Source organism: Nocardia cyriacigeorgica NBRC 100375 (assembly GCF_000308555.1).
GTDB classification, from domain to species: Bacteria; Actinomycetota; Actinomycetes; order Mycobacteriales; family Mycobacteriaceae; genus Nocardia; species Nocardia cyriacigeorgica.
Map to the genome: position 1 here is coordinate 1 of NZ_BAFY01000221.1, position 12,711 is coordinate 12,711.

Annotated in this window: 15 protein-coding genes; 7 read left to right on the top strand and 8 right to left on the bottom strand. The window is 68.8% G+C overall.

All coding sequences use genetic code 11. From position 1 onward, the window contains the following. The 4 genes from RJ05_RS22925 to RJ05_RS22940 all read right to left on the bottom strand — a co-directional run. Nucleotides 1–584 (bottom strand): molybdopterin-dependent oxidoreductase (locus tag RJ05_RS22925; protein WP_156090848.1); only part of this gene is annotated, 584 nt, incomplete at its 3' end. A 111-nt stretch (nucleotides 585–695) separates the two neighbouring features. Beyond that, nucleotides 696–1,400 carry a demethylmenaquinone methyltransferase gene (locus RJ05_RS22930; RefSeq protein ID WP_036540527.1) on the bottom strand — a complete coding sequence of 235 codons (705 nt, stop codon included), beginning with the start codon at nucleotides 1,398–1,400 and terminating at the stop codon, nucleotides 696–698. Nucleotides 1,401–1,471: 71 nt separating this feature from the next. Next, nucleotides 1,472–2,152, bottom strand: a complete 681-nt coding sequence (locus RJ05_RS22935) for a GAP family protein (RefSeq protein WP_036540529.1) — start codon at nucleotides 2,150–2,152, stop codon at nucleotides 1,472–1,474. 92 nt (nucleotides 2,153–2,244) lie between these two features. Next, on the bottom strand, nucleotides 2,245–2,841 hold the full coding sequence (locus RJ05_RS22940; RefSeq protein WP_036540530.1) for a TIGR03086 family metal-binding protein: 597 nt from the start codon (nucleotides 2,839–2,841) through the stop codon (nucleotides 2,245–2,247). A gap of 189 nt (nucleotides 2,842–3,030) precedes the next feature. Here RJ05_RS22940 and RJ05_RS22945 point away from each other — a divergent pair, with 189 nt between their 5' ends. Further along, nucleotides 3,031–3,252, top strand: coding sequence for an Rv3202a family protein (locus RJ05_RS22945; RefSeq protein ID WP_051016825.1), 222 nt, complete (start codon nucleotides 3,031–3,033; stop codon nucleotides 3,250–3,252). Nucleotides 3,253–3,303: 51 nt separating this feature from the next. On the opposite strand, the gene menD is transcribed toward RJ05_RS22945, so the two are convergent. Further along, nucleotides 3,304–4,935 carry a 2-succinyl-5-enolpyruvyl-6-hydroxy-3-cyclohexene-1-carboxylic-acid synthase gene (gene menD / locus RJ05_RS22950; protein WP_036540531.1) on the bottom strand — a complete coding sequence of 544 codons (1,632 nt, stop codon included), beginning with the start codon at nucleotides 4,933–4,935 and terminating at the stop codon, nucleotides 3,304–3,306. 86 nt (nucleotides 4,936–5,021) lie between these two features. On the opposite strand from menD, the gene RJ05_RS22955 reads away from it, so the two are divergent. Beyond that, complete coding sequence (locus RJ05_RS22955) at nucleotides 5,022–5,852, top strand: siderophore-interacting protein (RefSeq protein WP_036540532.1); 831 nt, start codon at nucleotides 5,022–5,024, stop codon at nucleotides 5,850–5,852. A 108-nt stretch (nucleotides 5,853–5,960) separates the two neighbouring features. On the opposite strand, the gene RJ05_RS22960 is transcribed toward RJ05_RS22955, so the two are convergent. Continuing rightward, complete coding sequence (locus RJ05_RS22960) at nucleotides 5,961–6,407, bottom strand: DUF6918 family protein (RefSeq protein WP_036540534.1); 447 nt, start codon at nucleotides 6,405–6,407, stop codon at nucleotides 5,961–5,963. 76 nt (nucleotides 6,408–6,483) lie between these two features. Further along, a complete protein-coding gene (locus tag RJ05_RS22965) occupies nucleotides 6,484–7,215 on the bottom strand; it encodes a hotdog domain-containing protein (RefSeq protein ID WP_036540535.1) in 732 nt (243 codons plus the stop codon). Between the two features lie 115 nt (nucleotides 7,216–7,330). On the opposite strand from RJ05_RS22965, the gene RJ05_RS22970 reads away from it, so the two are divergent. The 3 genes from RJ05_RS22970 to menE all read left to right on the top strand — a co-directional run bounded on the left by RJ05_RS22970 (nucleotide 7,331) and on the right by menE (nucleotide 10,177). Continuing rightward, nucleotides 7,331–8,224 (top strand): 1,4-dihydroxy-2-naphthoyl-CoA synthase, encoded by an 894-nt coding sequence (locus tag RJ05_RS22970; RefSeq protein WP_036540537.1) that lies wholly within the window; start codon nucleotides 7,331–7,333, stop codon nucleotides 8,222–8,224. Between the two features lie 45 nt (nucleotides 8,225–8,269). Further along, nucleotides 8,270–8,662, top strand: coding sequence for a VOC family protein (locus tag RJ05_RS22975; protein WP_036540538.1), 393 nt, complete (start codon nucleotides 8,270–8,272; stop codon nucleotides 8,660–8,662). Nucleotides 8,663–9,019: 357 nt separating this feature from the next. Beyond that, nucleotides 9,020–10,177, top strand: coding sequence for an o-succinylbenzoate--CoA ligase (menE, locus tag RJ05_RS22980; RefSeq protein ID WP_036540539.1), 1,158 nt, complete (start codon nucleotides 9,020–9,022; stop codon nucleotides 10,175–10,177). A gap of 77 nt (nucleotides 10,178–10,254) precedes the next feature. Here the strand turns inward: menE and RJ05_RS22985 are convergent, their stop codons facing one another. Then, nucleotides 10,255–10,827, bottom strand: a complete 573-nt coding sequence (locus RJ05_RS22985; protein ID WP_036540540.1) for an NADPH-dependent FMN reductase — start codon at nucleotides 10,825–10,827, stop codon at nucleotides 10,255–10,257. A 180-nt stretch (nucleotides 10,828–11,007) separates the two neighbouring features. Here RJ05_RS22985 and RJ05_RS22990 point away from each other — a divergent pair, with 180 nt between their 5' ends. Together RJ05_RS22990 and RJ05_RS22995 are read left to right on the top strand one after the other, a co-directional pair. Then, on the top strand, nucleotides 11,008–12,006 hold the full coding sequence (locus RJ05_RS22990; protein WP_036540541.1) for a daunorubicin resistance protein DrrA family ABC transporter ATP-binding protein: 999 nt from the start codon (nucleotides 11,008–11,010) through the stop codon (nucleotides 12,004–12,006). Nucleotides 12,007–12,079: 73 nt separating this feature from the next. Next, a partial coding sequence (locus RJ05_RS22995) for an ABC transporter permease (RefSeq protein ID WP_036540542.1) occupies nucleotides 12,080–12,711 on the top strand: 632 nt, incomplete at its 3' end.

The following is a 12,711-nucleotide window of genomic DNA, read 5'->3' on the forward strand; positions in this document are numbered from 1 at the left end:
TGGCAGTCGGCCATGTTCGCGCCGATGACGAAGAACAGGTCGGCGTGATCGATGTCGTCGTAGGAGCCGGGCGGCCCGTCGGCGCCGAGCGACTGCTTGTATCCGGTGCCCGCACTCGCCATGCACAGCCGGGAGTTGGCCTCGATGTGCACCGTGCGCAGGTAGCCCTTGGCGAGTTTGGTGGCCAGATACTGCGCTTCCAGCGACATCTGCCCGGAGACGTAGAGGGCGATGGCATCGGGGCCGTGCTCGTCGAGGATGGCGCGCAGCCGGTTGGCGGTCTCGGCGACCGCGGCGTCGACGTCGATCGGGACCGGCGCCTCGTCGCGGCCGTCGCGGCGGTAGGCGGTCCGCGTCCGGCCATCGGTGCGCATGAGCTCGGCGTGGGTGGCGCCCTTGGTGCACAGCCTGCCCGCGTTCGACGGATGCAGTTTGTCGCCGCTGACCTTGGCGATGACGGTGGCGCCGGTCGCGTCGCGGGTGGTGTCGACGGTGATGCCGCAGCCCACACCGCAGTACGAGCACGCCGTCCTGGTCGTGCCCGGTTGCCGGTCGGTCACCGCATCGGACATGCCACCGATCATCGCGGCGCTCGGTTTCAGCTGGTTTGCCCGATGTTATCGGCAGATGACGTTTCCGCTCACCGTCGTGCGTTCACCGCTGTGAGCTGGGCGTTCACACCGGTGCGACGTACATCACCCCAGCTTGTAGGCCCGGTGCAAGGCGACCGCACCCAAGCTCAGGTTGCGCCACCGTACGCCGGACCAGCCCGCGTCGGCGATCCGCAGCGCGAGCTGACGCTGATTCGACCAGTCCGGGATGGACTCGGCGAGGTAGGCGTAGGCCTCGGGATTGCTGCTGGCGACCTTGGCGATCTGCGGCAGGACCTTGGTCAGGTACAGCCGGTAGACCGAACGGAACGCGGGCACCGTCGGCGTCGAGAACTCGCACACCACCAGGCGTCCGCCGGGTTTGGTCACTCGCAGCATTTCGCGCAGCGCCAGATCCGGGTCGGCGACATTGCGCAGACCGTAGGAGATGGTGACGGCGTCGAAGGAGTTGTCGGCGAACGGCAGCGCCATCGCATCCCCCGCGACCATGGGCACCTCGCGGAACCGGCCCGCCTTCAACATGCCCTGGGAGAAGTCGGCCGCGACGCACCAGGCGCCGGACTTGGCGAACTCAGCGGTGGACACCCCGGTACCCGCGGCGAGGTCGAGCACCCGCTCGCCCGGACGCGGCGCGATCGCCTTGCGCGTCTCCCGCCGCCAGTACCAGTCCTGGCCACCGGAGATCAGGACATTGGTGGAGTCGTACCGCTGCGCGACCTCGTCGAACATCGCCGCGACCTCATTGGGCTGCTTGTCCAGCGAGGCCCGGACCGAGTGTGTTTTCGCCACGCCACCGACATTAACCGCCCGCCCGGAAGTATCGATGCGCGCACCGGTGTTGCCTCGGTTACCCCTGCGGATCACCACAGGTGCCGATAGTGCACACCGGCATCGACCAGCAGCGCGAGGCCGAGCACGATGAAGATGACGCGGACCGAGACCGGACCGTACTTCGTCAGTACCCGAACCACTTTCCGGTAGACGCGTTGCGCTCCCGGCGAGCGGCGGGTCGCCAGCACCAGCACGATCAACGGCGGCAGCAGCGCGAGCACACAGTAGGCCACCACGATCGCCGGCCACAGCGGCGGCAGCGGATCACGCGCCGAGATCATCGCCAGCCCGGCCAGATATGGAATGGCGGTCGGCGCCTGCGCGAGCCCGATGGCGACGCCGACGATGCCGAGCAGCCACGGTTTCCGCCGGAACGCCGTGGCCCAGGGCGGTGGTTCGGCGCGAGCGCCGGCAGGCAGGCACGCGACGGCGATGAGCGCCAGACCGATCGCCAGCTCACCCCAGGCGCGGACGGTGGGCGTCAACCGGAAGTCGAACCAGCCGGTGAGAAAGTTGATGCCGAGCACGGCCAGCAGCCCGAAGGTCGTGGTGACCGCGAAAACGCCCGCGAGGAAACTCAATCCACCGGGCACCGGCGACCGGCGCCCGAGTTTGCTGTCGAACACGATCGCGGTGGTGACGCCGACGAGCAGCAGATCGAGGGAATCGATGAAGGCGAACCCGGCGAGGGCGAGAAGAAGGGCCAGCATGACCGGGCCAGCGTACCGGCGCCGGGCGAACCCGCCGCTGACGCACCGGAACGCGGTCCGAGGACGGCGTCGGATTCAGCGGCCGGTCGGCGTCACACCGTCGAATCCGCCGGAGCCGCCCAGTCCGCCGCGCGCCCCGTGAGCGCCAGCAAGCGGTCGACCTTCGGCGCATCCTCGGAGACCGGCACCACCGGGCCGAACAAGCCCGGCGTCCCCTCCGCCGGAGTATCGCGCAGGAACTCCAGCAGCAGGTCCAGATCCGTGTCCGCGACCGTGACCTCCTGTCCGGTGGCGCGCGCGAGATCCCAGGCGTGGATCACCAGTTCGTCCAACGCCACGCGGGCCATGATGGCGGCGGGCATGCTCACCCCACCCGCCTCGGTGTCGCCGTCCCATGCCGAATCCTCCCGCCAGGCGGCGACCAGCGCGTCCAGCTGACGCGGGATGCGGATGCGCCAGTCCGATACCAGCGGGTTCTCCGGCCCGGTCGTCGGCGCGACGGACCCGCCGACCGCCTCCTTGGTGGCGGCCTGCCGGAACGCCTCGGTCAGATCGACCACATGCGCGAGCAGATCCCGCACGGTGGTGTCGGCGCACGGGGTGGGCGCGCCGAGCCGGTCGTCGGTGATGCCCGCGACGACGGTGCCGAGGGCGGTGGCAGCGGGGGCGAAATCGAACTCCGGTGTCATCGTGTCTCCTGGAGCGAGTGGTGGGAGGTCCACTCGTTGAGACGGAACCGACGGCCGGAATTCATCGCAGCGGCGAAACAACCCGCCCATGGTTGCCGGATCGGGCCGACCGGAGCATGCTCGACAGCGTTGGACTGTTGTCCGCCCCGTCGCGGCACCGCGCGGGGCTTACGCGGAGAGGAGCCCACGATGACCCCGAACACCCCCGACCCGGTCCCGGCCGCCGACCCTGCCGACCTGGCGGAACAGTCGGTCGAGATCGCGCCCGAGGACGAGGACACCGGCCTCGACACCGCCGAGCTCCGCACCAGGGACAACTGGGAAGCCAACCCGGCCGACGTGGTGGAGCAGTCGATTCCGGTTCCGATGGATGACGAATACGAAGACGAGGAGACCGAGGCGCCCGCCTGATCGGGTCCGTGCCCGCCGTCGCCCGCGCGTTCGGGCGGCGGCGAGTGCGTTCTAGCCCTGGATCTTCGCCCGCACGGTCGCGTGCAGCTCGCGCAGGCTCGATCGTTCGGTCACCACTTCGAGTACCCGGATACCGTGCGCGTTCCCGCCCAGTTCCGCGGCCAGCTTTTCGGGCGTGACCTGCTGGTGCGGGATGCGGTAGGCCGCGCACAGGGCGGCCAGATCCATGCCGTGCGGGGTGCCGAAGACCCGCTCGAACACTCCTGCGTATTGCGGGTCGCCCTGTTCGAGCAGTTCGAAGATGCCGCCACCGTCGTCGTTGGCGACCACGATGGTCAGATCTGCGGGCCGTGGCTCGCCGCGCCCGATCAGCAGCCCGGACGCGTCGTGCAAGAAGGTGAGGTCACCGATCAGCGCGATCGTGCGGCCGGTGTGATGCAGTGCCGCGCCGACCGCGGTGGAGACGGTCCCGTCGATGCCGGCGACGCCGCGGTTGGACAACACCCGCACACCAGCGCGGGGCGCCGACACCAGCGCGGCGTCACGCACCGGGTTGGAGGCGCCGAGCAGCAGTTGATCGCCCTCGCGCAGCGCGTCCATCACCACCGCGGCCACATGCAGGCCGGTCGGCTTGGGATGCCCGGCCAGCTCTTCCCGCACGACCTGACCTGCCTTGGCGTTCAGATCGCGGCAGTGCGCCAGCCATTCCGGGCGCGGCTGCCCGGTGGTGACGGCGCGGGTGCCGGTGCCGACCACATTGCCGGACACGTCGGGCCAGCGCGGGCCCGTGGTCAGCGCGAACACCGTTACTTCGGGATCGGCCAGCACCTTCGACACCTGACGGTGCAGCGTCGGACGTCCGGTGATGATCGCCTGCTTCGGCTTCAGCAACGGCAGCGCCAGCGGATGCAGGGCCGGGCCGTGCATCGGGGCGGTCGGTTCGGCGACGGTGGGCAGCTGCGACAGTTCCGGTCGCAGTCCGGCGCCATGGCCGGAGATGACGACGGTGTCGGGCGTCAAATCGATATCGAGCGGAACGTCGAGGGTCGCGTAGCGGGTGGCGGTCCAGGCGCTGCCGTCGGCGCGGCCCTGCGGCAGCGATTCGCCCGGCGCGAGGTCGGGGACCAGCGGTTCGCGCAGCGGGATATCGAAATGCACCGGTCCGGCATTGCCGGAGCGGGTGCCGCGTGCGGCGGCGAGCACCCGGCAGACCGCCGAGCGCCACACGCTGTTGTGCTGGTCGTAGCCGCCGGCGTCGTCGGTTTCGGCGAGGCCGAGGCTGATGGTCGCGCGCACCTGGCTGCCGAACAGGCCGAGCTGTTCGATGGTCTGGTTGGCGCCGGTGCCGAGCATCTCGTAGGGCCGGTTGGCGCTGAGCACGATGAGCGGAACCCGCGCGTAGTTGGCCTCGAGCACGGCCGGTCCGAGGTTGGCCACGGCGGTCCCTGAGGTCATCACGACGGGCACCGGACAGCCGGAGGCGATGGCGAGGCCGATGGCCAGAAACCCGGCGGTGCGTTCGTCGATGCGCATGTGCAGCCGTAGCCGTCCGGCGGCGTCGGCGGCCTGCAAGGCGAAGGCCAGCGGCGCGTTACGCGAGCCGGGGCACAGCACGACATCTCGCACGCCCCCGCGCGCCAGCTCGTCGACGACGACCTGGGCCTGTGCTGTTGACGGGTTCACCTCTCCAGCCTCTCAGACGGTGCGCTTTCCGGACTCGTCAGCCTGCTCACACCCGGCGTTCCTTAGGTTTTGCTAACCTAAGGCTCATGGCCAAGCGCACCAAGTACCTCAAGCCGGACGAGCGGCGGATCTGCACCGCCGAGGTCCTCGCGAGCAAGCGGCTGAGCCCGCACTTCGTCCGCGTCACCGTCGGCGGGCCGGATCTCGCCGATTTCACTCCGATGGGCTACGACCAGTGGTTCCGGTTGTTCTTGCGCCGCCCGCAGCAGAGCGAGCTACGGCTGCCCACCGCGGCGAACAACCTCTGGTACGCGCAGTATCTGATGATGAGCAAGGACTCCAGGCCGCTGGTGCGCAACTACACAGTGCGCGATTTCCGTCCCGCCGGCGCGGGCCAGTTCGGCGAGCACGCCGAGATCGATATCGATTTCGTCTCGCACGGCGACGACAGTCCGGCCTCCGCCTGGGCGAACAATGTCAGCATCGGCACCACGGTCGGCCTGTTCGACGAAGGCGTGATGTATCAGGCGCCCGAGCATACGAATTGGTCGTTGCTGGTGGGTGATGAGAGCGCGATGCCCGCGCTGGCCGGCATCCTGCGGTCGGCCCCGCGTGACCTGCGCGGCGCGGCCTATATCGAGATCCCGCACGCCGATGATGTGCAGGAACTCGGCGAACCCGAAGGGGTTCAAGTGCATTGGCTGCCCCGGACCGGCGATGCGGCCAAGATCGGGGAATTGGCGGCGGCCACGGTTCGCACCGCGGAGCTGCCGAGCACGGGCGTGTACGGATTCGTCGCGGGCGAGCAGGCGCTGGCTTCGGGGGTGCGCCGGCATCTGGTCAACGAGCGCGGGATCGCCAAGGCGGACGTCACCTTCACCGGCTACTGGCGTTTCGGCAAGGCCGCGCCGAGCTGAATCACGCCGCCCGGACGCGAGATTCGGGATGGGCCCCGGATACGAACATCCGGGGCCGGACACCAGCGGTACCGCCACGAGATCCGCAGCGGTACCGCCAGGGGGATATCAGCCCGCGTGCCGCTGCACCAGGTCGCCGACGCGCGGCAGTGCCTCGATGACGTTCTTCTTGGCCGAGGAACGCATCGAGTTGTAGACCTTCTTGATGGCAGGCCGGGTGGAGGCTTCGGCCCGCTCGTCGGTGACGGCGAGCAACGCCTCGGCGACCTCGTCCGACTTGGCCACCAGCAGGTCGGCGAAGCTACCCGAACCGGCAGCGGTGTATTCCTGCCAGTAGGGCTCCAGCTGCGCGAGCAGCTTGGGCGCCAGCGACTCCAGCGCGTCGGGCACGATGGACGGGCTGATCTTCTTGACCGCCGCGTACCCACCCTTCACAGCCAGGCCGGACGCACCACCCTTGTCCGAGACCTCGGCATCGAGCACCTGGACGGCGTCAGCGAGGAAGGCCGGGCGCTTGGCCTCGTCGAGCAGGGATTCAGACAGTGCTGCAACCACTTTCAGGGTCCTCCGGATCGTTATTTCGATGGACGAGCAGCCGCAACTATACGCATCGCTTTCGGGCTTGCGTGGGCTATGGCTGCCACGGCAGCAACTGCACCATCAGCCCTTCACAATCGGCGAGCACTGTGCCCTGCTCATCGACCAGTTCAGCGCTGATGAAAGTTTTGCGACCTTCGATTCGTTCGACTCGCCCGCGCACGGTCAGCGGGGTCTCCAGCGGAGTCACCTTGCGGTAGTTCACATGCAGGTAGGCGGTGCGGCTGATCGGGCGGCCCGCGTAGTGCACGATCATGCCGAGCAGGTCGTCGAACAGCAGCGGCAGCACGCCACCGTGGGCGGCCGAGTTGCCGCCGAGGTGGAAGCGGCGGAAGACGCCCTTCATCACGATGCCGTCCGGTCCGGCTTCCACGGTGCGCCACGGGAGCAGCAGCAGGCTGCCGCGGCCGGGCAGTTCGACCGCGCGTCCGGCCGGGCCCTGCAATTCGGGTGCGCGGTAGGGCTCGAGCAGTTCGATCAACCGGTTGGCCTGAGCGAGAGCGTCGGCGAGCACATCGTCCGGTGCGTCGACGGAGACGGTCAGATCCTGCAAGGTGCGCATCGCTTCGACGAACGGCCCGAAATCAGGGCCGACCCGGGCGGGCGTGATCTTGGGGAAACCGCCGTGCTTCTCATACCGGGACTCGTCGACCGCTGCATCGGATCGGCGGCCTCCCGGCTCACTCCGTGGTGACGCAGGCTGCCGCCTCCGTTCGCGTCGCTCGCCCGCCGGGTCGTCGATAACCGGTTCTACTCGCTCACTCATACCTGCACGCTAACGCGATTTTTTACACCGTCAAGTCGATGCCTCCCGCAGACCGGGAGTCGAGCGCCGCACACCTGCGCCGGAACCATCCGCCCGCAGGGCCATAATCACTGACGTGACGTTCAATCCGACGCTGTGGCGGCCCGTACCCGGGTTCGAGAACCTGACCGACATCACCTACCACCGGCATATCGAGCAGGGCACCGTCCGGGTCGCCTTCGATCGGCCCGAGGTGCGCAACGCTTTCCGTCCGCATACCGTCGACGAGCTCTACCGCGTGCTCGACCACGCGCGGATGACCTCCGACGTCGGCGCGGTGCTGCTCACCGGCAACGGCCCGAGCCCCAAGGACGGCGGCTGGGCCTTCTGCTCCGGCGGCGATCAGCGCATCCGCGGACGCAGCGGCTACCAGTACGCCAGCGGCGAGACCGCCGACACGGTGGACCAGGCCAGGGCGGGCCGGCTGCACATCCTCGAGGTGCAGCGCCTGATCCGGTTCATGCCCAAGGTGGTGATCGCGCTGGTCAACGGCTGGGCCGCGGGTGGAGGACACAGCCTGCACGTGGTCTGCGATCTCACCTTGGCCAGTCGCGAGCACGCTCGGTTCAAGCAGACCGACGCCGATGTGGGCAGCTTCGACGGCGGCTACGGCAGCGCCTACCTGGCCAAGCTGGTCGGGCAGAAATTCGCCCGCGAGATCTTCTTCCTCGGCAGGCCCTACACCGCCGAGGAGATGCATCAGATGGGCGCGGTCAACAAGGTCGTCGACCATGCCGAGCTCGAAGACGTCGCGCTGGAGTGGACCGCCGACATCAACGGCAAATCCCCGCAGGCCCAGCGCATGCTCAAGTACGCGTTCAACCTGGCCGACGACGGCCTGGTCGGCCAGCAGCTGTTCGCCGGTGAGGCGACCCGGATGGCGTACATGACCGATGAGGCCGTCGAGGGCCGCGACGCCTTCCTGCAGAAGCGCGCACCCGACTGGAGCCCGTACCCCTGGTACTTCTGACCGGTCAGCACCGCCAGGCGAGGATCCACACCACGAGGGAGACCGATGGACATCCTGAGCAGCCGAATCCTGCTGCGACCGGCCGACTACGACCGGACGCTCGCCTTCTACCGGGACGATCTGGGGCTGGCGATCGCCAGGGAGTACCCGGGCGGCACGGTGTTCTTCGCCGGGCAGTCGCTGATCGAGATCGCCGGGCACGGCGGTTCGGACGGCTCGTCGAGCTTCGACGGAGCCATCTGGATGCAGGTACGCGACGCGTCGGCCGCGGCGGTGGAACTCACGCTCAAGGGTGTGGCGATCGAGCGGCCGCCGGTGCAGGAGCCGTGGGGCCTGATCGAGATGTGGGTGCGCGATCCCGATGGTGTGGCGATCGTGCTCGTCGAGGTGCCCGACGATCATCCGATTCGCCGCGACAGCCGCGGGAAGCCGCAATGATCGCGGCCCCGGCCGGTGCCTGTCGGCAGGCCATCGAGTTGCCATTCGGACAGCCGAGGGGAACGATAGCGCTCGGATGGCCGCCCGACCGTCGATGCCCGGGTGACCGTAGCCCGCGTACATCCGACGAACGAATCGCAGTTTCGATGTTTGGCCTATCCGAGCCTGTCTTTCCCGCGTTCACGGCGGCGGCCGCAGCCGGTACACACCGTCACGGCAACCCGTTCCACACTCGGTCCGGCGCCCATGACACGATCCCTGTCGTGAGCGAGCGCAACGAGGTGGAGCCGTGAGCGAGCGAACTCCCGGCACCTCCACCACGTCCTCGACGGAGCCGAGTGCCAGCGAGGTGGAGTCATGAGTACCCTGCGAACCTTGCCGATGCCCACCGGTTCGGGCATGCGTGATGTGCTGCCGCATCTGCGTGAGGCCCTCGAGGGCAACGGCCCGGCGTGGCTGCCGATTCCGACCAGTGACCGCCGCGAGGCCCGCCGGTTGAGCAGCGCGCTCGCTCCCGGCGAGCCGATCGAAGACGATGTCGCGCTGGTGGTCACCACCTCCGGCACCACCGGCGTCCCCAAGGGCGCGATGTTGAGCGCGGCGGCCCTGCGGGCCAGCGGCAACGCCACCCACGACCGGCTCGGCGGGCCGGGCAGCTGGCTGCTGGCGCTGCCGACCCACCACATCGCCGGGATCCAGGTGCTGCTGCGCAGCATTCTGGCCGGGACCGAACCGACCGTGCTCGACGTCTCCGGCGGTTTCCTGCCCGAAGCGCTGGCCGGCGCGGTCGCGAGCATGCCCGGTCCGCGCCGCTACACCTCCCTGGTACCGACCCAGCTGATCAAGGCGCTCGACGCCCCCGCCGGCGCCGCCGCATTGGCCGAGCTCGACGCCGTGCTCGTCGGCGGTGCGGCCACCCCGCTCCCGGTGTACGAGCGCGCGAAAGCCGCGGGCATCAACGTGGTTCGCACCTACGGCATGAGCGAGACCTGCGGCGGCTGCGTCTACGACGGCGTCCCGCTCGACGGTGCCGAGGTGCGCATCGAGGACGGGCGGGTCCTGCTCGGCGGCGCCATGCTGGCCTCCGGCTACCGCGGTCTGCCCGACCATCCCGCCTTCGCCGAACCCGGCTGGTTCCGCACCGAGGACGCCGGCACCTTCGAGAACGGCGTACTCAGCATCAGCGGCCGCCTCGACGAGGCCATCATGACCGGCGGGCTGCTCGTCATCCCGCAGGTGGTGGAGGCCGTCCTGGTCACCCATCCGGCGATCAGCGAGGTCGTCGTCCTGGGCCTGCCCGATGAACGACTCGGCCAGCGCGTCGCGGTCGCGGTGGTCCCGGTGGCCGGCGCCACCCCCACCCTCGACGAGCTACGCGACCACGTCCTGCGCGAACTCGATCCCATCGCCGCACCACGCGAACTCGCCGTGCTCGACGAGCTGCCGCTGCACGGGCCGGGTAAACCGAACCGCGCCAAGCTGCGGGAGATCCTGATGGCGGAGTCGGCGCACTAGCGGTACGCCGACCCGGGTCGAAAATGGCTCGCGCCGTCGAGAGCGCATTCCCGCATCGTGGCAGAGCACGCCTGCGATCAGGCCGGGTACGGCACTCGCTCTCGTGCCGTGCGCAGCGCGTCGGCCCACCACAGCAGCTGCCGCGCCATCACATGTAGCGCCTCGGTGGCTGCCTTGTCCGGATACCCGTCGGCCGGGTCGAGCGATGACCACGGGTTGTGCAGGCTGACGGTCTCCCGGACGGTCACCGCGTGCAGTTCCGCCAGCACCGGACGCAAGGCCTCGACCGCTCGCAAGCCGCCCGACATTCCGCCGTAGGAGACGAATCCGACCGGTTTCGCGCGCAATTCGGGCCCGAGCATGTCGATAGCGGTCTTGAGCGGCCCCGGATAGCTGTGGTTGTACTCCGGCGTGATCACGATGAGGGCGTCCGCGCGGCCGATGCGTTCGGTGAGGGTCGCGAAGTCCTCGTGGGCGCCCATCGAGTGCGGGATGGTCGTCTCGGCCAGATCGAGGAGTTCGACGTCGAGGCCTGCGCCGGTCAGCCGATCGTGCACCCACGCACCGATCCGAACGCCGAAGCGGCCGTCACGGACGCTGCCGATAAGCGCGGCCACACGCAGATCGGGCACTGCGGTCTCAGGATTCATCAGATACCTTCGCTGGTCGGAGGGGTTGGTCGACGGTGTTCGACCGTCAGAGGCAACGGTAGAAACTCAACCAATGTTGAGGTCAAATCGGCGGTCCGAACGCCGCTTGCGTCTGCCTTGCGGCACCCACGCAATCGCGGTGCAAGCCCGGTGCAAGGACCGCCGCGCACAGTCGTCGGCATGACTGATTACGCATCGACCGGCCCCCTCGCCATCGAGGCCGACGGCCTGGTCAAGATGTTCGGCGCCCAGCGCGCCGTCGACGGGGTGAGTCTGGCCGTGCCGCAGGGCGCGGTGTACGGGGTCCTCGGGCCGAACGGCGCGGGCAAGACCACCACCATCCGCATGCTCGCCACCCTGCTGCGCCCGGACGGCGGTAGCGCCCGCATCTTCGGCCACGACGTGCTCGCCGAACCGGACGCGGTGCGTTCGCTGATCGGCGTCACCGGTCAGTATGCCTCCGTCGACGAGGACCTCACGGCCTCGGAGAACCTGATGATCTTCTCCCGGTTGCTCGGCCTGTCCCGGGCCGACGCGCGCCGCAAGACCGCCGAGCTGCTCGACGAATTCGACCTCACCGAGGCCGCGGACAAGGCGTTGAAGAACTTCTCCGGCGGTATGCGCAGGCGACTGGATCTGGCCGCGAGCCTGATCTCCACCCCGCCGCTGCTGTTCCTGGACGAGCCGACCACCGGCCTGGATCCGCGCACCCGCGCGCAGATGTGGGACACCATCCGCCGGCTGGTCCGCGAAGGCGCGACGGTGCTGCTCACCACCCAGTACCTGGACGAGGCCGATCAGCTGGCCGACCGGATCGCGGTGATCGACCGCGGCCGGGTGATCGCCGACGGCACCGCCGACGAACTCAAATCCTCGGTCGGCCAGTCCTCGCTACACCTGACCCTCACCGATGGCGACCAACTCGCCGAGGCCCGCCGCATCATCGGCGACTTCCTCGGCACCGACGCCGCCGCCTCCCCGGAAGCCGGGCGCCTCACCGCGGCCCTGCCCGACCCGGGCGTCACCGCGGATCTGCTGATCCGGCTGCGCGAGTGGGAGATCGGCGTCGAGGAGATCTCGGTCAGCAAGCCGAGCCTGGACGAGGTCTTCCTCACCATCACCGGCCATCCGGCCGAAGACAACACCGACGAATCCGAACTCGAACGGAGTCCGGCATGACCGAGTCAGCGCCCGGAGGAGGCAGCTCGCGTTACCACGCAGGGCGCCTCGGACATGCCAGAAAGGAAACAGCATGACCACTACGCTCACCGCGCCTGCCAAGGCCAGGCCGGTCCCGCAGCCCGCGGGACCCATCACTCTGAAACAGACCTTCAACAACACCTTCACCATGGCCTACCGGGGCCTGCTGAAGATCAAGCACAATCCCGAGCAGCTGTTCGATGTGGTGATCCAGCCGATCATCTTCACACTGATGTTCACCTACATCTTCGGCGGCGCCATCTCCGGTGACGTGCACAGCTATCTGCCGGTCATCATTCCCGGCATCCTGGTGCAGACGGTCATCATGACCTCCATCGTCACCGGTGTGCAGCTCAAGGAGGACATGGAGAAGGGCGTCTTCGATCGCTTCAAATCCCTGCCCATCGCCCGCATCTCGGCGCTGTCGGGTGCGCTGACCGCCGATATGGTTCGCTACGGCATCGCCTCGGTGCTGACGCTGGTCATGGGCGTGATCATGGGCTTCCGGCCCGACCCGCTGGGCGCGATCGCCGGCGTCGCGCTGGTGATCGTGTGCTCGTTCGCGACCAGCTGGATCTGGGCGTTCTTCGGCGTCATCGCCAACAAGGCCTCGGCGGTGCAGGGCTATTCGATGCTGGTGATGTTCCCGCTGACCTTCGCCTCGCCGGCGTTCGTGCCGAAGGA